General features: G+C 34.0%; 25 protein-coding genes. 6 read left to right on the top strand and 19 right to left on the bottom strand.

Annotated features, from left to right (window positions below; translation table 11 throughout):
- Positions 1-27: 27 nt before the first annotated feature.
- Complete coding sequence (locus EG814_RS05355) at positions 28-420, bottom strand: SRPBCC family protein (RefSeq protein ID WP_125719669.1); 393 nt, start codon at positions 418-420, stop codon at positions 28-30.
- 152 nt (positions 421-572) lie between these two features.
- On the bottom strand, positions 573-1,220 hold the full coding sequence (gene pyrE / locus EG814_RS05360) for an orotate phosphoribosyltransferase (RefSeq protein WP_125719671.1): 648 nt from the start codon (positions 1,218-1,220) through the stop codon (positions 573-575).
- A 7-nt stretch (positions 1,221-1,227) separates the two neighbouring features.
- Between pyrE and EG814_RS05365 the strand changes: the two genes are divergently transcribed.
- Positions 1,228-1,881, top strand: a complete 654-nt coding sequence (locus EG814_RS05365) for an NUDIX hydrolase (protein ID WP_125719673.1) — start codon at positions 1,228-1,230, stop codon at positions 1,879-1,881.
- Positions 1,882-2,225: 344 nt separating this feature from the next.
- On the opposite strand, the gene EG814_RS05370 is transcribed toward EG814_RS05365, so the two are convergent.
- Together EG814_RS05370 and EG814_RS05375 are read right to left on the bottom strand one after the other, a co-directional pair.
- Positions 2,226-2,588, bottom strand: coding sequence for a hypothetical protein (locus tag EG814_RS05370; RefSeq protein WP_125719675.1), 363 nt, complete (start codon positions 2,586-2,588; stop codon positions 2,226-2,228).
- Positions 2,589-2,868: 280 nt separating this feature from the next.
- Positions 2,869-4,596: a M14 family metallopeptidase gene (locus EG814_RS05375; RefSeq protein ID WP_125719677.1), complete on the bottom strand. Its 1,728-nt coding sequence runs from the start codon at positions 4,594-4,596 to the stop codon at positions 2,869-2,871.
- 399 nt (positions 4,597-4,995) lie between these two features.
- On the opposite strand from EG814_RS05375, the gene EG814_RS05380 reads away from it, so the two are divergent.
- Together EG814_RS05380 and EG814_RS05385 are read left to right on the top strand one after the other, a co-directional pair.
- The gene (locus tag EG814_RS05380) at positions 4,996-6,360 is read left to right on the top strand and encodes a DEAD/DEAH box helicase (protein WP_125719679.1); all 1,365 of its coding nucleotides are present in this window, start codon (positions 4,996-4,998) and stop codon (positions 6,358-6,360) included.
- Between the two features lie 339 nt (positions 6,361-6,699).
- A complete protein-coding gene (locus EG814_RS05385; protein WP_125719681.1) occupies positions 6,700-7,143 on the top strand; it encodes a hypothetical protein in 444 nt (147 codons plus the stop codon).
- Between the two features lie 245 nt (positions 7,144-7,388).
- Here EG814_RS05385 and EG814_RS05390 read toward each other — a convergent pair whose 3' ends face one another.
- The 5 genes from EG814_RS05390 to EG814_RS05410 all read right to left on the bottom strand — a co-directional run bounded on the left by EG814_RS05390 (position 7,389) and on the right by EG814_RS05410 (position 11,253).
- Positions 7,389-7,967, bottom strand: a complete 579-nt coding sequence (locus tag EG814_RS05390) for a PhnA domain-containing protein (RefSeq protein ID WP_111283621.1) — start codon at positions 7,965-7,967, stop codon at positions 7,389-7,391.
- A gap of 81 nt (positions 7,968-8,048) precedes the next feature.
- Positions 8,049-8,621: a hypothetical protein gene (locus EG814_RS05395; RefSeq protein ID WP_125719683.1), complete on the bottom strand. Its 573-nt coding sequence runs from the start codon at positions 8,619-8,621 to the stop codon at positions 8,049-8,051.
- 24 nt (positions 8,622-8,645) lie between these two features.
- Positions 8,646-9,104, bottom strand: a complete 459-nt coding sequence (gene coaD, locus EG814_RS05400) for a pantetheine-phosphate adenylyltransferase (RefSeq protein ID WP_125719685.1) — start codon at positions 9,102-9,104, stop codon at positions 8,646-8,648.
- Positions 9,105-9,409: 305 nt separating this feature from the next.
- A complete protein-coding gene (locus EG814_RS05405; RefSeq protein ID WP_125719687.1) occupies positions 9,410-10,102 on the bottom strand; it encodes a DUF421 domain-containing protein in 693 nt (230 codons plus the stop codon).
- Positions 10,103-10,281: 179 nt separating this feature from the next.
- Positions 10,282-11,253 (bottom strand): D-alanine--D-alanine ligase, encoded by a 972-nt coding sequence (locus EG814_RS05410; protein WP_125719689.1) that lies wholly within the window; start codon positions 11,251-11,253, stop codon positions 10,282-10,284.
- A 308-nt stretch (positions 11,254-11,561) separates the two neighbouring features.
- Between EG814_RS05410 and EG814_RS05415 the strand changes: the two genes are divergently transcribed.
- The gene (locus EG814_RS05415) at positions 11,562-12,182 is read left to right on the top strand and encodes a PASTA domain-containing protein (RefSeq protein WP_125719691.1); all 621 of its coding nucleotides are present in this window, start codon (positions 11,562-11,564) and stop codon (positions 12,180-12,182) included.
- Positions 12,172-13,215: an RluA family pseudouridine synthase gene (locus EG814_RS05420; RefSeq protein WP_125719693.1), complete on the top strand. Its 1,044-nt coding sequence runs from the start codon at positions 12,172-12,174 to the stop codon at positions 13,213-13,215. The genes EG814_RS05415 and EG814_RS05420 overlap by 11 nt, the downstream gene beginning before the upstream one ends.
- A gap of 214 nt (positions 13,216-13,429) precedes the next feature.
- Here the strand turns inward: EG814_RS05420 and EG814_RS05425 are convergent, their stop codons facing one another.
- The 6 genes from EG814_RS05425 to EG814_RS05450 all read right to left on the bottom strand — a co-directional run bounded on the left by EG814_RS05425 (position 13,430) and on the right by EG814_RS05450 (position 18,788).
- On the bottom strand, positions 13,430-14,041 hold the full coding sequence (locus EG814_RS05425) for a family 16 glycoside hydrolase (RefSeq protein WP_235830915.1): 612 nt from the start codon (positions 14,039-14,041) through the stop codon (positions 13,430-13,432).
- Positions 14,042-14,157: 116 nt separating this feature from the next.
- Positions 14,158-15,390, bottom strand: coding sequence for an ATP-binding cassette domain-containing protein (locus tag EG814_RS05430; protein ID WP_125719695.1), 1,233 nt, complete (start codon positions 15,388-15,390; stop codon positions 14,158-14,160).
- A gap of 131 nt (positions 15,391-15,521) precedes the next feature.
- Complete coding sequence (locus tag EG814_RS05435; RefSeq protein WP_125719697.1) at positions 15,522-16,376, bottom strand: sulfurtransferase; 855 nt, start codon at positions 16,374-16,376, stop codon at positions 15,522-15,524.
- A gap of 3 nt (positions 16,377-16,379) precedes the next feature.
- A complete protein-coding gene (locus tag EG814_RS05440) occupies positions 16,380-17,237 on the bottom strand; it encodes a ThuA domain-containing protein (protein ID WP_125719700.1) in 858 nt (285 codons plus the stop codon).
- 14 nt (positions 17,238-17,251) lie between these two features.
- The gene (locus EG814_RS05445) at positions 17,252-17,641 is read right to left on the bottom strand and encodes a DUF1398 domain-containing protein (RefSeq protein WP_125719702.1); all 390 of its coding nucleotides are present in this window, start codon (positions 17,639-17,641) and stop codon (positions 17,252-17,254) included.
- 157 nt (positions 17,642-17,798) lie between these two features.
- Positions 17,799-18,788: an alpha/beta fold hydrolase gene (locus EG814_RS05450; protein WP_125719704.1), complete on the bottom strand. Its 990-nt coding sequence runs from the start codon at positions 18,786-18,788 to the stop codon at positions 17,799-17,801.
- A 281-nt stretch (positions 18,789-19,069) separates the two neighbouring features.
- Here EG814_RS05450 and EG814_RS05455 point away from each other — a divergent pair, with 281 nt between their 5' ends.
- Positions 19,070-19,762, top strand: coding sequence for a hypothetical protein (locus tag EG814_RS05455; RefSeq protein WP_125719706.1), 693 nt, complete (start codon positions 19,070-19,072; stop codon positions 19,760-19,762).
- A 95-nt stretch (positions 19,763-19,857) separates the two neighbouring features.
- Here the strand turns inward: EG814_RS05455 and EG814_RS05460 are convergent, their stop codons facing one another.
- From EG814_RS05460 to EG814_RS05475, 4 genes are all read right to left on the bottom strand, one after another.
- A complete protein-coding gene (locus EG814_RS05460) occupies positions 19,858-20,295 on the bottom strand; it encodes an acyl-CoA thioesterase (protein ID WP_125719708.1) in 438 nt (145 codons plus the stop codon).
- 170 nt (positions 20,296-20,465) lie between these two features.
- Positions 20,466-20,927, bottom strand: a complete 462-nt coding sequence (locus EG814_RS05465; RefSeq protein ID WP_125719710.1) for an SRPBCC family protein — start codon at positions 20,925-20,927, stop codon at positions 20,466-20,468.
- 76 nt (positions 20,928-21,003) lie between these two features.
- Positions 21,004-21,471, bottom strand: a complete 468-nt coding sequence (locus tag EG814_RS05470) for a hypothetical protein (RefSeq protein WP_125719712.1) — start codon at positions 21,469-21,471, stop codon at positions 21,004-21,006.
- A 24-nt stretch (positions 21,472-21,495) separates the two neighbouring features.
- Positions 21,496-22,770, bottom strand: coding sequence for a Na+/H+ antiporter (locus EG814_RS05475; RefSeq protein ID WP_125719714.1), 1,275 nt, complete (start codon positions 22,768-22,770; stop codon positions 21,496-21,498).
- Between the last annotated feature and the right edge of the window lie 16 nt (positions 22,771-22,786).

The following is a 22,786-nucleotide window of genomic DNA, read 5'->3' on the forward strand; positions in this document are numbered from 1 at the left end:
TAATTCACAATTAATAATTTATAATTATTAAAGTTTGTTCATATTATTTGCTAAAGTTTCAATAAACTTACTGATTGGACCTTTAACCATCATCGCCATCATAGCGTTGAATTCGCCTTCAAAAAACAATTGAACAGCACTTTCAGAATCTGAAACACTGTCAATGTTTGAAGTTAGCGTAAACGGAAGTTTATCACTTGCAGCACCTAAAACAATTTTATTTGGCGCTACTTTTTCTTTCATTTTTAATTTGATTTCCGGCATCCCTTTCAATCCAAAAATAAAAGCGTCTTCGCCAGTCACTTCAAATTTAGCGATGTTGTCTGGCATTAATTTTTCGAAATTCTTTACGTCAGTCAATTGATCAAACAAATCTTGAGCTGATTTCTGAACTGTAACTTTTGGACTTTCTAAGTTCATATTAGTTTTGTTTTTATTTTTAACGCAAAGTGCGCAAAGTTTTTTAAATATGCAAGGTTTTATAAAGTTCGCAAAGCTAAAACTTTAATAAATTCCAATTTTTTTAAATTCCAAATTCCAAAAATTTGTTCGTAAAGAACAGAAATCTAAAATTATTCCCCCTGTCCCCAAGTAGACGGACTCTCGTTCCATTCTAATAGAGTAGACTGTTGGTCTTCTGTAATGTATTGTTTTTGAACTGCTAAGTCTAACAAGTTTTCGTAATTACTCAAAGTAAACAAATCAATGTTTGCATTTTTAAAGTTTTCTTCAGCAACACCAAAACCGTAAGTAAAAATCGCCGCCATGCCCTTAATGTTAGCGCCTTCATTGCGTAAAGCTTCTACAGCCATCAAACTGCTGTTGCCTGTGCTAATTAAATCTTCAACAACCACAACATTTTGACCTTTTTGTAAAAAACCTTCCACTTGGTTCTGTCTACCATGTTTTTTTGGTTCCGGACGCACATATACAAACGGAAGACCTAAACTTTCGGCAACCAAAATACCAACGCCAATCGCGCCTGTAGCAACGCCGGCAATGACATCAGGCTTTCCAAATTGTTTTTCAATGTTTTTAGCAAACTCATCACGAACATAATTTCGTATGCTTGGAAATGAGAGAATTAGCCTATTATCACAATAAATAGGAGATTTCCAGCCAGAAGCCCATGTAAAAGGATTTTCGGGATTCAATTTAATTGCATTTATTTGCAAAAGCAATTCGGCTGTTTTTTCGGCAGTATCTTTATTAAAAATCATAGTACAAATGTATAAAGTTTTTGTAAACGACAAACCACTTTTTTTGACAAATGAAATCTCGAAAGAAACAGATTTCCAATTGTTCTTGTTGGAGAGTATTGATATAGAACATCTTATTATAAAAATTTTTCAAAATAAAATTCAAAAAGCCATTCTATATCATCCCGACGAAAGTGTAATGATGAAAACCCTTAAAGCCAAAATTCCCGTAAACAAAGCGGGCGGAGGCTTGGTGTATAATAAGAAAGGCGAGGTTTTATTTATCTTTAGAAACGGAAAATGGGATCTCCCGAAAGGCGGAATCGAGAAAGGCGAAGAAATCGAAGATACTGCCATGCGTGAAGTAGAAGAGGAGACAGGTGTTGGGCAATTAAGAATTGGAAAAAAACTAGAAAAAACCTATCACATTTTTAAACGAAACGGAAAATACAAACTCAAAATTACCCATTGGTTCGAAATGTTCTCCGATTTTGAAGGAATTCCGCACGGACAAGCCGAAGAAGGCATTGAAAAAGTGGCGTGGCTAAATCCAGAAGAAATCAAAGAAGCACTTAAAAACTCCTACGAAAACATTAAATTATTGTTTGAAGAAGAAAAAGCTCCAACAGAAAAAATGGAACCGCCCGTTGCCTATCGATCGGCTCCAAATTCGAATAATTAATATTTGGGCGTGCCCCCCATACGATAAGAGGGCAAAATACCACACGCATATACGCCCTCTTATCGCATCGGAGTCGGGCTATCCGCGCTACTTCGGTAGCTTGCTTCTATCCCTCACGCGTGCAAACTATGCATGAGTTTTTAGTTTTCAAGTTTCAGTTTTTTCAAAGCTATTGCTGGCGCGAGCGTCCCGCTCGTGACCTCGTTGCGTGCACGAGCGGGACGCTCGCGCTAGCGGGGAAAAAACTACAACTTTACAAAAGTTGCCGTTTTTTATATAATTAGAATCGAACAGTATATTTATTTAAGGTAGATTGCTTTTCAGCATGAGTCTTGGAAATGTTACTAATCAAATTTGAAACCAGCTTTAGCAATTTCTATTGAATCTTTAACTTCTTTTTCTAGAAATATTTTACAATACTCAGGATTATTAGTCGCGATTGCAATTTTATAAAACTTTCTTAAATAAATGTCTCCTGAATTCTTAATATACTTGCCAGATTCATACCTTTTTTCATTGTAGTAAAAGTAAAATCTTGCATCTGTAAAGCCTCTTCTATGCTCAATATAAAAAACCTTAGCAACTGTAACAAATTTATTGTCTTCAATCATATTGTTTTTTTTTTCTTGATACTTATTTGAAAAAAAAATTAGCAATCCCATACATACAAAAAAACACACAACTGCTATTCCCTGATTCTTATTCATACTACTTAAATTTTTTACTTTGTTTTTCTTTTTTTGTACCGAATGACATATCTATCTTAAAATCTTTAAAGGTTTGTTGAATTTGCTCTAAACTATCTCCAATTTTATTTTCAAATGTTTCAGTTTCACCCGATAGCGCGGATTTGTAATCCGTGCCCGCAAAGTATAACATATCTATTTCAACTTTGTCAAAGTTCTATGCGTAAAAGCTTTGCGACCCCAACGTTTCTTCAACTCAATCAATAGCAAAAAAACTTTGCGTACTCTGCGTTAAAAAAAATCAAAGCACTCGATAAACAGGATACTGCATATGAGCCTTTTCATAATGAACAGAATTCTTATAAATCCAATTTAATTGCGCTTCAGGATTTTTAGCAAATTCGCGGTCGTTTTGTTTTTTGGTTTCCAGTTCGGCTTTTAGAGCTGGGTTTTCTTTTAGGATTTTTGCAGCAGAATCTTCAAAGACATAATCAGAATAATGTTCTTTTTGCTGTAAAATAGCATCGAAGAAATTCCAGTTAAAAAACGAATCAACACCTTCTGGTTCAAAAGCTTCTAAAAGATATTTAACGCCTTTTTGGTTTGTTGAAACAACGTAATCTCCTTTCGCGAAAGCGGTTTTAACTATCTTAGAAGTTATTGTCGTGTTTCTATGTAAATAATGACCTTCGTACGCAGATGGAACGGTTTTGAAATTGGCAATTCTGTAGCTTTCAACTTCGATAATGGTATCGTTTTTAAGTTGCGAAAATTGAATATTATTGTTTTTCAAAAGGTCAATAATATTCCAATAACCACGCGGAATGATATAAGCTGACGGAATAACGACTTCTTTCTGCGATTTGAATTCTTTAATATACGGAACGTCTTTTTTATACGGCTTGTTTCTATCGTAATATAAGCGGTCGCCTGTTGTAGCGTCGCTTTTTTTGTAACCCGCTTCGTAACCTAAAAAGGTAAATTTGGTTGCTTTTGTGCTGTCCATTTCCCATTGCAGCGTGTATTTTTTCTTTGGTTGAAATTGTTCCAGATTTTTTACACGAAGTTCTTTGATTTTTAGATAATTGGCGTCAGTAAAATCCAAAGTCGATTTCATATACTCATAGGTTACTTTTACACGTTCGGCATATTTTTTCAGCATATGCGTTTCTACGACAAAACCAATCGTATTAAACAAAGAAGTATAACCCGTTGTATATCGCGGACTGTCAACAAACTGCCCGAAACCTTTGTCTGGAGTATCTTTAAATGAATCAACATAAGGCGTGGTTTCGATTTTTTTGTTTTGTAGATCTTTCACCAAAGCAGGCATCATAACCTCGTTCATATAATCGCCCAAAACCGTTCCGAGTTTGTTATGCTGTGTCATGATATACGTCAGTTTGTATTGATAATCAGAGCCATTACTCACGTGATTGTCGATAAAAACATCAGCATTAATTTTTTGGAAAATCTCTACAAAACTTTTCGTATTTCGCGTATCTGATTTCATTAAATCACGGTTCAAATCATAGTTTCTAGCATTTCCTCTAAAACCGTAAACTTCTGGTCCGTCCTGATTGGCGCGCGTTGTCGAATTTCTGTTCAAAGCGCCGCCGATATTGTAAACTGGAATGCAAACCAAAACCGTGTTTTTTGGCGCTTTCATTTTTCCTGTTGCCAAATCTCTGTAGAATTGCATAGAAGCATCGATTCCGTCCGGTTCTCCAGCGTGAATTCCGTTATTGACAAACAAAACGGCTTTTGTTTTCTGGATTTTATCAAAATCGAATGCTGCGTCCGGATTAAAAGTGACCATGTGCAATGGTTCGCCAGAATCTGTTAATCCCATTTCTTTCACTTGAATCGTTGGAAAATCATTGGCCAGCATTTTAAAATAACGAATGGTTTCATAATAATCTGCCGATTGATTTCCGTTTCCTTTCTCGAAGAAAGTCTCATATTTTTTATTGTTTTGAGCGAAAAGAGTGATAGTGAAAAGTGAAAATAGAATGGTAAAACGTTTCATGGATTTGGTTTTTATGCTTTTCAAATATAGTTTTTTTGTTTAAAGTTTTATCATCGAAGTTTGATTCGCTTTGTCTATAATTTTGTTTCACGCTCCCGATAGCTATCGGAAGCGAGAAATAAATATTCGCACAATCTTCTTAAATCTTTTTAAATCTGCGTCAAATGTAATCTTTGTGGTTTTGTGTCCCGCAGATTTTGCAGATTTTACGGATTTTTTTTATTTGATATTTAGATTTTATCTGCTTGATCTGTAATCCCGATAGCTATCGGGAGCGAGAAATAAATATTAGCGTCATCTGCTTAAATCTTTTTAAATCTGCGTGAAACAAAAATCTACGGTATAAACCTGAACACTAAAAAAGTGTACACTGCCAACTATTTTCTCTACTTTTGCAAAATGAATAAAAAACACCAATCCAACGATATACTTTCCAATTTAGGGATTAAGAGCCTGAATGAGATGCAAGAAATGGCACACGATGCCATTTTAAACGAAAACAATGTTTTATTACTTTCTCCGACAGGATCTGGAAAAACATTAGCTTTTTTGCTTCCAGTTTTAGAAATGTTGCAGCCAGAAATTCTTTCGGTGCAATGTCTTATTTTAGTTCCGTCACGAGAATTAGGATTGCAGATCGAACAGGTTTGGAAGAAAATGGGCACGAAGTACAAAGTCAATATTTGTTACGGCGGGCATTCCATCGACACCGAAATTAAAAATTTAAGCAATCCGCCAGCGGTGTTAATTGGAACTCCGGGAAGAATTGCAGATCATATTGACAGAGAAACTTTTAGAACCGATAAAATTCAGACTTTGATTTTAGACGAGTTCGACAAATCGTTGCAATTAGGCTTTCACGAGCAAATGTCTTTTATTATCGGAAGATTGCCCAAAGTAAACAAAAGAGTTTTAGTTTCAGCAACTTCAGATATCGAAATTCCGAAATATACCAGAGTTGTAAATCCGGTTACTTTAGATTTTATTCCAGAGGAAGAAGAAAAAGCCAACCTTTCCATGAAAATGGTGATTTCTCCTGGCAAAGATAAGTTGCAGAGTTTGTTTAATCTGATTTGTTCTTTAAAATCAGAATCGGCGATTATTTTCTGTAATCATCGCGATGCTGCTGAAAGAATCAGTGATACTTTAAACGAAAAAGGAATTTATTCGGTGTATTATCATGGCGGAATGGATCAGGACGAACGTGAACGTGCTTTGATTCAGTTTAGAAATGGAAGTGTCAGCTATTTGGTTACAACAGATTTAGCTGCCAGAGGTTTGGATATTCCAGAAATGAAGCACGTTATTCATTATCATTTGCCGTTAAAAGAAGACGAGTTTACGCATAGAAATGGGCGTACAGCGCGTATGCAGGCAACGGGAACGGCTTATATTATCATTCACGAAAGTGAAAAACAATTGGATTATATCGATTATGAAATGGATGTTCTGGATGTTGAAGGAAAAGTTTCACTGCCTCAGCCTCCAAAATTTCAAACCATTTATATCAGTGGCGGAAAGAAAACGAAACTGAATAAATTTGATATTGTGGGTTTCTTTTCTCAAAAAGGAAAATTAGAAAAAGACGATTTAGGATTAATTGAAGTAAAAGATTTTGTTTCGTTTGCTGCGGTAAAATTTAATAAAGTAAAAGATTTGCTGAAGAATATCAAAGACGAAAAAATGAAAGGCAAAAAGTTTAAAATTGAAGTTGCCCGAAATGTCATCAAGAAAGAGGAAGAGGAGAAGAAGGGGAGATATTAATTTTAGATTTCTGATTCTAGATTTTAGATTGATTGAAGTTCTGATCGCAAATTTTGTCTTCCTGAGCGGAGTCGAAGGATCTCACTCTAAATCCATCTAGTGAGTTACTTTACATGTCCTTCGACTCCGCTCTGGAAGACATAAGACGAGAAGTGAGCTTACTTTGGAATTTGGGATTTTTTTATTTGAATTTAAAAGTCAATTATTTGTATTTCAGTTGTTTGTGTTTTTGTAACTATAATTTACAATTTTATGTTGAAAAAATAAGGAATTGATAGCTGTTTTTTCAATATTTCTGTGTTTTTTTGTGTTCGTAAAATTGTAAACCCCAAATACCACATGAAAAAAATTATTACTCTTGCCGCATTGTTTTTTAGTTTTGTTTCGTTTGCACAAGTTAAGGTGCTAGAAACAGTTCCTGTTGAAAAACTAGGAAAAGTAAACAACAATTACATTCAGAAAATTGGTGACGAATACACAGTGTATTACACTATTATTCAAAGTGATGACGATTCTACTTTGAGAAAATTTTCATTTAAAAACATTGATAATGCTTACAATTCTTTGTACAATATTATCATGGGCGGATTTACAGCGTCTCCGTTGTACGATATCAAATTGGAGTTACCTAACAACTACATTTGGTTGCACTACACAGGAAATGTTGTTCCAGATAAAGCGACTGTACAATTTATGGTTTCTGGTAAAGAAAGAGATGCTGCTACAAACAACGTTTCTGAGCCATTCGTAAAAGACCAAATCAGTAAATTATTCCAGAAATAAATTGCTTTAAGGTTCAAAGATACAAAGTAACAAAGGGACAAAGTTTTTAACTTATCTCTAACTTTTTTAGGTTCAAAGCAACAAAGGTTCAAAGAGACAAAGTTTTTAAGCTTATCTCTAAATATAATAAAAAAGCTGTTCTAATAGAACAGCTTTTTTTGTTTAGGTGTATTATCAAAGGTCAAAGTTTTTAAACTACAAGTAGCCTTTGTCTCTTTGTTACTCTGAACCTTTGAAACTCAAAATCAAATTTTCTTCACATACTGTGTAATAATCACAATCTGCTGTCCATCAACTTTTCCTTCAATATATTCAGCGTTTTCGTGGTCTAAACGAATGTTTCTAACAGCAGTTCCCTGTTTAGCAACCATACTAGAACCTTTTACTTTAAGATCTTTAATTAAGACTACAGAATCGCCATGTTGTAGTACTACGCCGTTACTGTCGCGGTGGACCAGTTTATTTTCATCATCTTCTCCTTCTCCGGTTGCTTTTGCCCATTCTAAGGTATCTTCGTCAAGGTACATCATGTCTAGTAATTCCTGTGGCCAGCCCGCTGCGCGTAGACGGCTTAACATTCTCCAAGCTACAACTTGTACCGGAATATTTTCATTCCACATACTGTCATTCAGGCATCTCCAGTGATTTAAATCAACGTTGTCTGGATTTTCTATTTGGTCAATACACGTGTTACAGGCTAATATAGCTTCGTCAATTCCGCCTTTTTTAGTTGGCAAAACTTGATAAACTTTTAAATTCTCTTCAGCACCACAAAGCTCACATTTAGATCCGCTTCGTTTGCTTAATTCTCTTTCGATGCTCATTATTTATTGTTTATTTTGAAAATGCGAAATTACTTATAATTTGTCTGATAGGCAAGTTGTACTTTATTAGTTTCTTTTTGATTAAAAACAGTTGCTTTCATAATCTTTAACGAATTCTACTAATATTTTTTCGTCTTTAATTTTAATTTCATCATTTTTGATTTTATCATAGGAAGGCTTACAATCTTCAATTGCAGGCAGCATTGCATCTTTAGTTATTAATCTGCTTAACCCCATAGCTGGCATTTTGAAATAGTTGCTATTATTTGGTTTTTTTATAACATATAATCGAACAATATGACTGTGAGATATTTTATTTAAAACTTTGTATAATTTTACTTTATTGGAGTATAAAACTTGTGCAAAGCTTAAATCATCAACACTTTCGAAATTTACTGTCTCTTTTTCTAGTTTAATTTTAAAACTTTTTAAATCTTTTGGGAAATAGGTTGATGTGACTCCATTATGTATTACCGAAATTTTGTCTTGTACATATAATAATCGATTGACATTAGAAGACGAAGCATCAATTTTTATTTTTACATCTAGAGTGTCATTTTTTACTGTGACAATTTGACTAAAATATTCTTGTGCTGAAGAAGTAGTGTAAATTGAAAATAAAAAAAAGGTAAGTGTAATTTTTAAGAGATTCATTTGGTTTGAAAGATTTATGATTAATTACTTTATAGTTCTAACCGCTTCAGGAACCAGCATTTCATATTCGCCGCCATGACGCAATACATCACGCACAATACTCGAACTAATAAATGAGGTACTTGCGGCTGTCAGCAAGAAAACGGTTTCTATTTTAGACAATTTTCTATTGGTATGTGCAATGGCTTTTTCGAATTCGAAATCGGCTGGGTTGCGAAGGCCTCTTAAAATGAAATTAGCTTTTAATTTTTTTGCTAAATCAATTGTTAATCCTTCATAAGTGATAACCGAAACTTTTGGCTCGTCTTTGAAAGTTTCTTCGATGAAACGCTTTCTCTCTTCAAGAGAAAACATGTATTTTTTTTCAGCATTGACACCAATTGCAATTATAATTTCATCAAATAAAGGAATTCCTCTTTTGATAATATCTTCGTGTCCTAGAGTAATTGGGTCAAACGATCCTGGAAATATGGCTTTGCGCATTTTTTTTGAGGTGCTAAGGTTCTGAGGTGCTAAGTTACTAAGATTTGTTTAAGGTTCTAAGCTTTGAAGTTGCTAAGCTACTAAGTTTTTTTCTTTTGACGGTTAATGCCACAAAGACACGAAGTTGCAAAGTTTTTTTATTTAAGGTTCTGAGATTCTGAATTGCTAAGCTACTAAGTTTTTTCTTTTGACTGTTAATGCCACAAAGGCACGAAGTCGCAAAGTTTTTTATTTAAGATTCTGAGATTCTGAGTTGCCAAGCTGCTAAGTTTTTGTTTTTAAGATTGGAATTTGGAATTTAAAATTTAAGTAATTCTCTTCGTATTTATAGATTCTACCCATTCTTCTTTCTGGCATACTTGGCAAGTTGCCGTACCTTTTTTTTGTTCTGTGGTGTTTCCACAGAAAGAACAAGAATAGGTGCCGTCTTTTGGAATAATTTTGCTTTTTGATTCAAACAATAATGGTAAAATAGGAAGGCCGTAACCAACTTCTTCATCTTTATAATAAAAGACACTTATTTCACCACTGGTTTCAATAAAAGCATGTTTTACTTGTCCCAAATGCTCAATCGATTTGACGCGGAGCTCGGCAAAAAACTCGTCTTGAGCCAATGCTTCTTTTCTGAAAGAAGACAATGAAAATTTCCCGTCATTAATCAGGCATTCGGTTTTTCCTTCTATGAATTCTTCAAATTTCTTGCTTTTTCCAGTCAGCCAGGTTACTACGCGATATAAAAGAATTATGACGGCAAAAACGATAATGGCAGGAACGATTCCGACATCTTCATAAAACATCGGATCACCGGCTGCAGAGCCAAGCGCTATGATAATTACAGTCTCAAAAATAGATAATTGCTTTACACCTCGTTTTCCAGCTAATTTTAGCGTTAGCAGCAAAATAATAAACATTACAGTAGAACGAAATACTACTTCAAAGAGGAATATTTCAGGAAGTTCATTAAATAGTACTCGGTTCCATTCGAAGATTTGTTTCATTTTTTGAAGTTGCTAAGGTTTTAAGTAACTAAGGTACTAAGTTTTGCTATTCGAAATTTATCGTAATTTCTATGTTGTGCAACAATGTTATCTGTAAATTATGAAAACCTTGATCGGCAGATTTAATTTAAAAAGGCGCCAAAACCTTAGAATCTTAGCGCCTTTGTGTCTTAGTAGCTTTAAGAAAGAGCTAACTCAATCGCATTTGTGAATAATTCTTCTAATGAAATTCCAGCTGCTTTTGCTTGCTGTGGAATCAAGCTTTCGGTTGTTAAGCCTGGAATAGTGTTCATTTCGAGCATGTGCGGTTCGTCGTTTACGATAATGAATTCGCTTCTTGAGAAACCTTTCATTTTTAAAACCTCGTAAGCACGTTTCGCTGTTTCGCCTACTTTTTTAGTCATTTCATCAGAGATTCTCGCAGGAGTAATTTCTTGCGATTTCCCTTCGTATTTGGCTTCGTAATCGAAGAAATCATTGTCTGAAACGATTTCTGTAATTGGTAAAACGATAACTTCGCCTTTGTAGTTGATTACGCCAACAGAAACTTCTGTTCCGTCAAGGAAACTTTCAATGATGATTTCGTTGTCTTCTTTGTACGCCACTTCAATTGCAATTGGAAGTTCAGCTTCTGTTTTTACTTTAGAAATTCCGAAGCTTGAACCTGCTTTGTTTGGTTTTACGAAACAAGGCAATCCCACTTTTTCAATGATTTCGGCTGTGTTTATTTTATCTCCTTTATTCAAATAATAGGAAATTGCCGTTTTGATTCCGTATGGTTTTAAAACCGATAATAAATCTCTTTTGTTGAATGTAAGAGCCGATTGGTAATAATCGCATGAAGATTGTGGCAGACCGATTAACTCGAAATAAGCTTGCATTAAACCGTCTTCGCCTGGAGTTCCGTGAATGGCGTTGAAAACACAGTCGAAGGTGATTTTCTGACCGTTTACAGTTACTGAAAAATCATTTCTGTCGATTGGGAATTCAGTGTCGTTTTCGTCTACATAAACCCATTTTTCTTTAAAAATGTGAATACGAAATCCGTTGTATTTTGTTTTGTCAAGATATTGATAAACGACATTTCCGCTGATTAATGAGATTTTGTATTCGCTGGAATAGCCGCCCATGATGATGGCAATATTTTTCATTTTATATTTTTAGTTTTTAATTGTTTCAAGTTTAATGTTTCAAGTTTCTGTACGAATTGTTAAAATTATTCGTTCTTATGAAACCGAGAGCCCTAGCCCTGATGGAAGCGGCATCTCCCGATTAACAAAAACTACGGCTAAAAAGTCTTGTTTTTCTAAATCGGGAATACAGTCGACAGCAGGAATAGCTCCTGTAAATAAAAATCAAATTTTGAAATTCCAAATTCAAAGAGTTCTATGTTTAAAACAAAATTATCATTTTTTTTGAAACGAAATACTTTATCTTTGTCGCTATTAAAAATAAATTTATGAGTTTACGTCAGTATTTAACAAGCCGAGTTTTTTTCTTGCAATTGCTTGCTGCCGCTGCTATTATTGCGGCTATTGGTTATTTATTTATGCATTGGTTGACTTTTACGACTGATCACGGACACGAAATCGCGGTTCCGAATTTGTCTAAATTGACCGAAGAACAAGTAGAGGAAAAATTGGATGAACTAGATTTAGATTATGTTCTATTGGATAGTGTTGATTACAGAAGTGAATATCCGAAATATAGTGTTGTAGAGCAAGATCCGCTACCGGGAACGAAGGTAAAAGTGGGTAGAAAAATTTATATCAAGATTAATGCTTCTGGTTTTTCTTCTGTGAAAATTCCAGATTTGATCGAAAAAACATATCGTGAGGCTGTGCCAACTTTAAAAGCTTTAGGACTTGAGCCAGGAACGATTACCTATATTCCAAATCTTGGAAAAGATATGGTTTTGGAAATGCGTTTGAAAGGCAGAAACTTAAAGGTAGGAGATCGTGTGCTTAAAGCTTCTAAAATTGATTTAGTTTTAGGAGACGGAAAAGCAAGTTATGTAGATGAAAGTCAGGCAACAGATAGTACTGCAGTGCCTGCAGAAACTCCAAGTGATGAACAATAATATTGAAGAAAATTTAGATCTGGAAGACGAATTATTTGAACACTACAGATTTGAAGTCCCTAAAGGTCAGGCGTTTTTACGTATTGACAAATATTTAATGTATTTGATTCCGAATGCCACGCGAAATAAAATCCAGAACGCGGCAACTAATGGAAACATTTTTGTGAATGATATTCCAGTAAAATCAAATTATAAAGTTAAGCCTTTTGATGTGATAACGGTTATGTTGTCGCATCCTCCGTTTGAAAATCATATTCTTCCTGAAGATATTCCGTTGAATATTGTTTATGAAGATGATGCGCTTTTATTGATTAATAAAGAGCCAGGAATGGTGGTGCATCCAGGTCACGGAAATTATACCGGAACTTTGGTAAATGCTTTGGCACATCATTTTGATAATCTGCCAATGAATAGCAGCGAACGTCCAGGTTTGGTTCACAGAATTGATAAAGACACTTCTGGTCTTTTGGTTGTGGCTAAAACGGAAGCAGCAATGACGCATTTGGCGAAACAGTTTGAAGCTAAAACTACTGAACGTGAATATATTGCTTTGGTTTGGGGAAATGTTACAGCTGATTCAGGAACAATTGAAGGAAACCTAGCAAGACATTTAAAAGATCGCATGCAAATGGCCGTTTTTGCTGATCCAGAAATAGGAAAACCTGCCATTACACATTATAAAGTTTTGGAGCGTTTTGGTTATGTAACTCTTATTTCTTGTAAACTGGAAACAGGAAGAACGCACCAAATTCGTGCACACATGAAACATATTGGTCATCCGTTATTTAATGACGAACGTTACGGAGGTCATTTGATTTTGAAAGGAACGACTTTTACAAAATACAAGCAGTTTATAGAAAATTGTTTTAAAGCTTTGCCTCGTCAGGCGCTTCATGCTAAAACGCTTGGTTTTGTTCATCCGAATACGGGAGAATTGATGCGTTTTGATACGGAATTGCCAGATGATTTTAAAGAATGTATTGAGAAATGGCGCAATTATGTGAAAACGCATAATACGGATGAGGAGGAATAATAATTAGATAATTATGTCTAACCTTATAAATAAATAAACAAAAAGCTCCTTGGGGAGCTTTTTGTTTATAATGTAATTTTATTCGTTCCAATATTCTGTAGAGGCGCACTGTTGTGCGTCTAACGTATTGCGGATATTCGTTGCGGAGACGCACTCCAGTGCACCTCTACGGATATGCCTTGTGTTTCTTTATAAAGCAGAATTGTTTAATTTTTTATATAGACTTGATTTTCAAATCGGTTATTTTGACTTCTCCGTTGGTTATGAAACCTAATTTTCCTTTTTGGTTTAGATTGCTTTTTTCCAGAGAACATTCTAGAGAGGTTTTATCGTCTACAGAAAAGTGTAATTGATTATTTAACACTTTGATTTTTACCGAATACCATTTGTTATTTTCTAGTTGCATTGGTTTTCTAAACAACGTTTTTCCACCTCTTTTTCCGTACGAATCGTCTTTTTTATCATAAACTCCGTCGCCAATTACAATGTTTTGGTCGATTTGATATAGGTAGGTTCTTATGTATTTTCCTTTATCCAAATGGAGCATTATTTCAAATAAAGATTCGTTGGTCATATTAACTTTCAAATCTATTTCATAATTCTCTGGAAGCTGTTTTTTGGATATCAAAACTCCCCAAGGCGAAAGAGAACCTTTTCCTGTAAGGGTGTCATTTTTTAAAATCCATTCTTTAGAATTAATTGTCCAATCTGATTTTAATTCTTTTGAATGCTGTAAAATATATTCTTTTTTAGAAGTGGATATCGTGCTTGAACACGAACTTAAAAACAGTAAAAAAATAAATGGAATGCTTATTTGCTTTATCATAATTTGGTATGGTTCCGGTATTCTGTAGAGGTGCATTGCTGTACTTCTAATGTATTGTGGATATTGGTTGCGGAGACGCACTGCAGTGCGCCTCTACAAATGTGCTTAACTTATTTTTAATTCAATTCTGAATGGTACTTTATTTTTCCGATAGAACCCGTTTCTGAAGGTAAAAGTTCGAAAACAGAAGTAGGAGCGAGGCCCTGTTCTATTCTGTGAGAAACATAAATTATGCTGACGTTTGTTTCTTGTTTAATGGTATTAATCAATTGAATTACCAAATCTACATTTTCGTCATCTAAACCTTCAACTGGCTCATCTAGAATTAATAATGGCGGATGTTTTAAAACCGCACGAACAATTAAGGCTACGCGTTGCTGTCCGATAGAAAGGTCTATAAAGCGTTTTTTACGCAGATGTGTCATTTCGATCACTTCTAACCATTGGTTTACAAGATTTTTTTGGTGTGTTGTTGGCTCAGTATACAATCCGATTGAGTCGAAGAAACCTGATAGAATCATTTGTTCCAAAGTGTGACCTTTTTGAAATAAATCGGTCATAGAAGTCGTAAAGATTCCGATTTGCTTTTTGATTTCCCAAACGCTTTCTCCAGTTCCCTTTTTTCTTCCAAACAAAAATAAATCTTGTCCAAAACCTTTAGGATTATCTCCAGTAATTAAAGAAAGAATAGTACTTTTTCCGGAACCATTTGGACCAATTAGCTGCCAGAATTCTCCCTGTTTGATGGTCCATGAAATGTTGTTCAGAATTTTTCTCTCTTCGTAACTTACCGAAACATTTTCGAGTTTTATTAATGTATCTTCTTTAAAAGAATGCGGTTCTAAAGGCTTTGGAATCGAAGCGGTGTTTAAGGTTTTGAAATGATTTTCGATTTTTGAAATCGGATGCAATTCAAACGTATTGTCTGTAATCTGTGCTTTATTTGGAACAAATTCTAAAACGTCTACAACGCGATTTAAAAGCTGGATAATGGCAATATCTTTCGTTAAGTCTTTTAATGAATCGGCTAAAATTACTCTTGAAGCCTGATCTAAATGATCGAACGGATTATCAAAAATGATAAAATCGGGTTTTTGACTGATGCAGTATTTTAGAAATTCTTTTTTACGTTCTCCAGAAGAAAAAGTTCGTAATTGTCTGTTTGAAGTTTCAACGCTATCGTATTGAAATTCTTTTTCGATAAATTTCTCTATGGAAATATCAGAGAAAAGAATTCCTTTTTGATTGTTAAAAACGGCTAATTCTCCTTTGGCTTCTCCGTTTAATATATTGTCTATAAAAGCTTTTTTATTTACCTGATTTGATAAGAGTATATCCCAGTGTTGCATTTTTTTTATTTATGTTGACTTTAAGTTTAATTAAAAATTGAGAATTAAAAATTAAAAAGACTTTGTCTGCATTATATTTTTTGCCAGATCAAAAGCAATAAAGATTGGAAATAATTTTTAATTCGCAATTCTCAATTTTTAATTTTTTTCACTGCCATTTCGCGGTCATTTCTAGACCATTCGCTCCACGAACCTACATATAATTTCGGAATCGGAAGTCCGGCGTAATCCATTGCTAACAAGGTATGACAAGCTGTAACGCCCGAACCGCAATGAACAATTGTATTTTCTGATTTTATATCTCCAATTACGGCTTTGAATTTTTCAGCCAATTCATCTGTCGATTTAAATAATCCGTTTTCGTCTAAATTTTCAGTAAGCGGAACGTTGACGGCACCAGGAATGTGCCCAGCGATTAAATCCAGCGGTTCTGTCAAGCCATCAAATCTGTTTTTATCACGAACATCAATCACGATACTTTCATCGCTTTTACGGGCTTTTTCGACTTCTTCTATATCGGCTATAGCTAATTTCCATTCCTGCGAAGGATAAACTGCTTTTTCAAAAGTTTCAATTCCAGAGTTTGTTGGAAAATTAGCTTGAATTGCAAATTGATAACCACCGTTTAAAACCTGAATTTTTTCATGTCCAATGGCGCGCATCATCCACCAGAATCGCGCGGCGAAATTTGATCCGTTTTTATCATCATAAACGACAACATGGTCTGAAGGTGAAATTCCTAAAGCAGAAAGCGTGTTTGAAAATTCTTCAGAAGAAGGCAAAGGGTGTCTTCCGCCATTTGCAGGATTTTCTGGATTTTTGGCTAAATCACGATTTAAGTTAACAAAACGAGCATCTTTTAAATGTTCTTTTTGATAGTTTTGAAAAGCATTTGCGCCAGCTCGAGCATCAATTAATATAATTTTTGAAGACGTATTTAATTCAATTAATTCTTGAACACTAATTAAGGGAGAAATTGTAGACATTTTTTATTTTTTCTTTGAGTTTCCAAGCCAAAGCAAGGCATTCAAAATTAACTGACTTTGTGTTTTGTTTTCAAAAGTGTATGATAAAGTTTTGTTGGTTCCTCCTTCATAATCAATATCATTATGTCCCATATTTACGTACAGCATTTTATATTTTTTATTGGTCCAAACAACAGGATAATAACCGCTGTGCCAGATTTCGTGTGCTTTTGGTCCAGTTCCTAAAGGAAAACTAGATTCGTCAATAGCGAGTAAAATCTCAATATCTGGATTTTTAGTTAAATCATTAGACCAGCGATACCATTCGTTTGGAGCAGAGGTAAAAGTTTTAGGCAGATTCTTAGTTACTGGATGCTGATTTTCTACTCTTAAAATTGCCGAAGTCGGTCGCCAAGTATTGCTTCCGTATTCGCCAGAACCTAAGAAAGTATTGTGATACCAGTTCCAATTTTGTGGATAACTGGAATCATTTAAAGCAAATGCTGAGAAATGAAATCCTATAAAACCGCCGCCATTTTCCATGTATTTTTGGAAAGCTTCTCGTTGTTCCTTTTTTTCAGGACGTGTGTCCAGAAACAAAACTACCTGATATTTGGCTAAAAAACGGGCATTCAAATTATCCCAATTACTGGTTGAATCGTATTGAAAATGATTTTCTTCGGCCAGTTTCGGAAAGAATTTATTGGCTTCATGCACAAAACTAATATGCGCCTGATCGTTTTTTGCGGTATAAAAAGCAATAACCTTAAATTTTGGACTTTCTTTTTTCTTTTGTGAAAAGCTAAAAAAAGAAAGAATTAAAAGAAAAAATAAAAAACTTCTTTTGAAAAAGGTTTGGTGGTTTTGGTTAAAAATAGTCATCAATGCTGCAAAAGTTAGCTAGGAATTTTTTCAATCAAAATTTCATTTTCAGATTTGTCAAAATAAGTACAAGTCATTTCAATAATATCCACTCGCCATTTTGCAATTCCGCATTGTGCGCAGTGATTACAGAAAGTCATATAATCGGTTTCGCCATGCTGATGTTTTACCAAAAGTTCGATAAAAAGTTCTTTATTTGGAAAATCTGCGACTTTAATCTCAGAATATTTTTCTTCTGCTTCTGCAGTATAATTATTTAGCCCATAATAAACAACACTGCCATCATGTACAAAAGTATCATAACCCTTAACGCCAAGAATAATTAAATCCTGAATGTAATTTGGAAAATCTGCACCGCTTTTTACTTTTGAATGCGCTTCTTTTATTTGTTCGATTGTAAACATATTTATTTTAGATTTTAGATTATTGATTTAAGATTTTTTGCTTCAGAATTTTAAGAATATTTTTTTGCCACAGATTAAAAGATTAAAAAGATTTTTTTTGCAATTTGTAATCCGTATAATCTTTTTAATCTGTGGCAAAAAAAAGTATGCTAAAATATTATTTCAAAAATACGATTAATGATTTTATAAATGAATCAAAAGATTCGATATGTGGTAAATGTCCCGTGTTTGGAATTTCTACCAGTTTTGAGTTTGGAATTGCTTTCTGTGTTTTTTTACCCAATTCAGCATAGTTGCCCATTGTTTTTCTTACTTCTTCAGAAACCAACGGCTTTCCTAGAGCCGTTTTATCTCTTGTTCCGATAATTAAAAGTGTTGGACATTTGATGTTTTTAAATTCATATAAAACAGGTTGTGTAAAAATCATATCGTACAAAAGGGCAGAATTCCAAGCAACTCGATCGTAATCTGGCACGGTTGTCCAACCAGCTCCGAGTTCGGCCCATTTTTGATAATCGGCGTTCCATTTTCCGTCATAGTAATTTGCCATTTGGTATTTTTTGATATCTTCGTAATTCTGTTTCAATTCCGATTCATACCACCAATCAACAGGCTTGTACGGAACAACCAATTTCCAGTCTTCTAAACCAATCGGATTTTCTAACACCAGTTTTTCTGTAGTTTCTGGATACATTAAGGCAAATCGGCTTGCCAGCATTCCACCCATCGAATGTCCCAAAACCGTAGTTTTTTGAATTCCTAAATGATCTAAAAGCTTTTTGGTATTTTCGGCTAATTGCTGAAAGGTATATTGAAGATTATCTGGTTTTGTCGATTTCCCGAAACCAATCTGATCGGGAACAATGACGCGAAAACCTTCTTTTGTTAAGGCTTTAATAGTGGTTTCCCAATAAGCGCCATTGAAATTTTTTCCGTGCAGCAGAATAATATTTTTCTGATTGTAGTTTTCTGGAATTATATCCATATAACTCATTTTCAAGTACTGGCGCTGATTGCTCAGTTCGATATAATGAACAGGGAAAGGATATTCGTAATTACTTAAATTAATATCGAGAGCTTTTATATTTCCCTGCTGTCCAAAACTTAAGCACGGAATTAGAATACATAATAGTTTTAGAATTTTCATTTTAACCACTTTTACATTTATGATTTATAAAGTTAAACTGAACCACTATTAAAACAAAGCTTAAAATCTTAAAATTATCAGAAAAAAAGCGATCCAGCTGATTTCATTGTTTTTTATGCTAATAATCGATTTTTTATCGAAATTTTATCGATTAAATGTAGCTGATTATGAAAATAACGCACTTTGACGAGTAATGTAGCACTTGAAAGAACTTCTTTTATTACGAGCATAAATGTCTGTAATTTAGTGGTATAATGTTGTAAGCCTTAAAAAATAGTATTATGAAAAAGACACTACTTTTGCTCCTGCTCACTGTCCCCACATTTGCCCAAGAACTCAACACTTTTGATTTCGCCGTTATAAACTCAACCTTAATTTCTCCCAACATCGATCTCGACAAAGGTCGGAGTGTTGTCGCTGCAAACGAAGATCAATATTCAGCTTATTTTCAGTATGCACTTACGATGTGTGAAGACGACATGATTTTTGGCGCTGGAATCGATAAGTCTGAAATTGACCGAACTTATGTTGGTTATATCGGAAAAATTTGCGAAAAATTTAGAGCTACAATTGGCATAGGTTATGTAGATTCTAGGAGTGGTTATGAGGGTACTTTTACAGGTTTTAGTATTTCATGGCATTTTTCTGAAAACACTTACATTGGCGGAAATCTAGAAAACCTGCATTCGTCAATAATTGATTATGAAACCGATGAAAGTTTTGATTATTACAAAAAACTGGTTCCCAAAGTTTTTGGAAGTTATGAAATTATTCCAAATGTGATAGCTTTTGGACAGTTGAGTTCGAGAGTAAATGACATTGCGCTAAAATATCAGGTTCGCCGATTTTCAGCTGGAGGATTTTATTCTGGACAGTCGGTTGGCGGTATTTTCGGAACTGTAAATGTTGGACGTTTTGCTCTTTCTTGTAGTACAACTTTCGAAAAAGTAAATTTTGGATTAAAGTTTCAATAACAAAATCGGCTAAACTTTAGTTTATAAAAAATCCCAAAAACAATTTTAAATTTGTTTTTGGGATTTTTTATAAGTTTGAGATAAATAATGATCGTTTATAATCCGACAAAATCATCACTTTTTGGAAAAATACTCAAAGCTTGAATTGCAATTTCTGGTGTTGGCGAAGCAAGTTTACGCAATTTTGTATCCATCCAAGCGCCATCAACCGTAATTGTAGCGCAAAGTGTATCGTCTTCTCTTTTAAACTCATGAACGATTGACCAGCGAGAAGCATCGGCTTTCATTTTTGACGTTTTGGTATGAATGAATATTTTGTCTGAAAGTTTTAATTCTTTTCTAAAAACGCATTCTTCTCTAAACAAGACAGGGCCAAAACCTTGTGTCTGCATTACTTTTAAAGTTAAACCCAATTCTTCTAGAATTTCGATACGATGCTGTGCACCAAAATCGTAATAAGCACTGTGACGAACGTGAAAATTTGGGTCAAGGTCTGACCAACGGAAAGATATTTCTTTTGTAAATGAAGCCATTTTTAATTTTAAATTTTATTGAAAAACCGAAATTACAAATAAAAAATATACGAATGGCACAAAACTACTATGCGTGCATAATTTTTGGTTTCAAATTAAAATAACATTAAGCTTTTTTAATTAAACAATAAAATCAGTTTGGTTTTGAATTGTGGAGATGGAAAGTTTTTTTACAATTTCATTTTAGATAATTCAACTTCCAGTTTATCAAAATTCTCTTCATTTTTATCCACAACATAAGGTTTCAATTTTTGGCATTCTTCTTCAGTTTCAAAAAGCATTTTAAAAACCACTTTGGTTTGATTTTCGGCAATAGTTTCAAAAGTGGTTAAGATTTGAAAAAGCGGTTTCGAATGACGTTTCCAAGCGATAATATTGGGTTTTTCTATTTTGATGAATTCAACATCATTTTCATAATTTCCTTTTTCTGGACCGTGCATCGTAAAAGTCCATTTTCCGCCTTCGCTAAAGTCAAATTCGTGAAAAGTATTGGTAAAACCTGTCGGTCCCCACCAATTTTTTAAATGTTCAGGCATACTCCAAGCTTTAAAAACAAGTTCTTGTGGAAAATTTAAAACTCGCGTAGTTACGATTTCCGAATCTGGCGTTGTAGTAAGAATATCTGAAGTCATTTCTTCTGTTTTTGATTGAAATTCAGTTAAATGAGTAAATTTACATTTATTTTGTCAATTGAAAATTCTGCAAGATTTAAATGGTTTCCAAATTATCCCATTCGTATTCTATTTTATTTATTTTCATATAATAGGGAATAAGAAGCAAAATTTCTAATCTAAAAGAAAAATGGTCTTTTCCTGAGCTGAAAGGAAGAATAAACATAGATGCAACACAGATGACAATGCCAACAATGGCATCTATTTTAGCAATCATAATAGCGTTAGGTTTTTCAAACCAAAGCAAATAGGCAGCAAATCCTTTTAAAAGCATAACCGCAATTATAAAGAGTCCAGTTCCAGAATAAGCGGTATCGCTAGAAAATCCGTAAAGAGAAAGATTTACATTTGGAACAAAGAGATTTACAACTAGTGAGCCGAGTGCACAAATAGTCATGATCATAAAAATCCAGCAGAAAACTTTAATCCACCATGGTAATAATTTGCGTCTTATAACTTCTGGTTTGTCAAATTCATCAAAATGACCTTTTAATTCTTGTTCCATAGTTTGTTTTTAGGTTAGTTAAAATTATTTTTTTATTTGTTTTCTTTCTTCTATTTCGTTTATTTTTTTGACAATAAAAGGCAATGTTAATCCTTGTCCGATTAAGGTAATAAGTACTACTGCGACAGAAATAAATATTATGGCATTTCTAAGCGGAAAAGGAGTTCCGTCTTCAAGAAATCTCGGAAGTCCGATCGCAATAGCCAGAGATACAATCCCTCGCATTCCAGACCAGCTAATAATTAAACTATTTCCAAAATCTAGAAGAGCATTTTCGCTTACTTTTCTTTTTCCTTTTTTGTTTTGAAAAGCTTTTTGCAAATTAATTTTTTGCAGATATACTCTAATCATTCTAATTAAAAGAGCAACAATGGTAATTATCAGCGCATATCCTATATAAGGAAGAATCATATGGTTTTCAATATCTTTTAGAATGTATCGGAAGTTGAGCCCAATTAAGATAAAAATTAATCCGTTTAATAGAAAAACTATAATATCCCAAAGTCCTTTTGATTGACTTTTAAGGCCTTCAGGGAATATCTTTCTGCTGAAACGCGAAATTGCCAATCCTAAAATTACTACAGCAATTACTCCCGAAACGTGTAAATGTTCTGCAATAAGATAAGTTACAAATGGCATTAAAAGCATGAAACTAATTGTAACTTCTGGCTTGTTTTTTACTCGGGCTAAAATAAAAGATAGAATTTTTGACATTACAAATCCAACAAGAAATCCGCCGCCAAGTAAAATAAAGAATTCAAATGCGGCTTTCCAAATAATAAAAGCGGAGCCCATTACAGCAGCAACCGCAAATCGGTAAGCAACTAAAGCTGAGGCATCGTTTATAAGACTCTCTCCCTCTAAAATTGTTAATGTTTTGTGTGATATTTTGAGTCCTTTGGTAATACTTATTGCGGCAACTGCATCTGTTGCTGAAAGTATTGATCCTAAAACGAAAGCTAACGGCCAGGTCATTTCGGGAATTAGGTAATAAGCTACCACGGCTATACCGACAGTTGTAAGGAAAACAAGCCATATGGCTAATGTTGTTATGGTGTGAATGTTGGTTTTGAAATCTTTTGGTGAAATATTAAACGAAGCATCATATAATAATGGAGGGAGAAACAACAGGAAAATAATATCCGGATTAATTTCGATTTCTGCCATAGTTGGAATAAAACCAATTTCGATACCAACAATAACAAGAAGAATAGGATAGGGAAGTTTTAGTTTGTCTGCAAAAGCAGATAAGCCTATTACGACTGTTAGGATGAAAATGATAATGCTGTAGTTTTCCATAATTTAAGATTAGAAA

The sequence above is a fragment of the Flavobacterium ustbae genome, assembly GCF_003946915.1.
Classification (GTDB): Bacteria; Bacteroidota; Bacteroidia; order Flavobacteriales; family Flavobacteriaceae; genus Flavobacterium; species Flavobacterium ustbae.